This is a genomic window from Microvirga sesbaniae, assembly GCF_025460805.1.
In the GTDB taxonomy this organism is placed as follows: Bacteria; Pseudomonadota; Alphaproteobacteria; order Rhizobiales; family Beijerinckiaceae; genus Microvirga; species Microvirga sesbaniae.
The window spans coordinates 1-879 of sequence record NZ_JAMXFJ010000121.1 but is presented as its reverse complement, the minus strand read 5'-3'; the positions used below and the strand labels follow the sequence as shown (position 1 = coordinate 879).

Here is an 879-nt window from a genome sequence, read left to right as displayed (position 1 = left end):
CTTTGGCCATTTCTGACGGGTGATGTGGGAGCGAGGGCGGCGAAGCGAACGATGCGGTAGACTGGCAGCGTTTCCGCCAAGAGACACCGCCATGCCGGATCTGCCCACCCGCTTCGCCGCGATCATTGTAGCCTTTGCCCCGCTGTTTTGCCACCGGACGTGGCGTCATGCCGAAATCCTGCTCGTCGGGGCCATCCTGGCCCCCGGCAAGCGCACCGTGACCAGCATCTTGCGCATCTGCGGCCTCAGCCGCGAGCGCCACTTCGTCAACGACCATCGCGTGCTCAGCCGGGCTCGCTGGAGTGGGCGCGAAGCGGCCGGGCTGCTGCTGGGCCTGCTGATCCATGCCTTTGTCCCGGCGGGTCCGGTCATTCTCGGTCTCGACGACACCATCGAGCGCCGCCGCGGCAAGCGCATCAAGGCCAAGGGCATCTACCGCGATCCGGTGCGCTCCTCGGATGCTCATTTCGTCAAGGCCTCGGGCCTGCGCTGGCTCAGCCTCATGCTCCTGGCTCCGATCCCATGGGCGGCCCGCACATGGGCTCTGCCGTTCCTCACCGCCCTGGCACCCTCCGAGCGGTCTTGCCGTGAGCGCAGACAGCGGCACAAAAAGCTGACTGACTGGGCGCGGCAGATGGTGCTGCAGGTCCGGCGCTGGTTGCCTGAGCGCGAGCTGGTGCTGGTCACCGATATGGGTTTTGCCGCTCTGGAGCTGCTGGCCGCTTTGTCGCGTCGGGGGGTGATCTGCATCACGCGGCTGCGGCTCGATGCGGCTCTCTACGAGCCGGCCCCATGGCGCCGGCCGGGGACGGCGGGCCGGCCGCGCACCAAAGGCGCTCGCATGCCGACCCTGTCTGAGGTGCTGAAGCGGACGAGCAC

1 protein-coding gene is annotated in these 879 nt (G+C 67.9%); it reads left to right on the top strand.

The annotated features are described in order from the left end of the window. Nucleotides 1-91: 91 nt before the first annotated feature. On the top strand, nt 92-879 hold a 788-nt coding region (locus OCW50_RS33075), incomplete at its 3' end, for an IS701 family transposase (protein WP_262300405.1).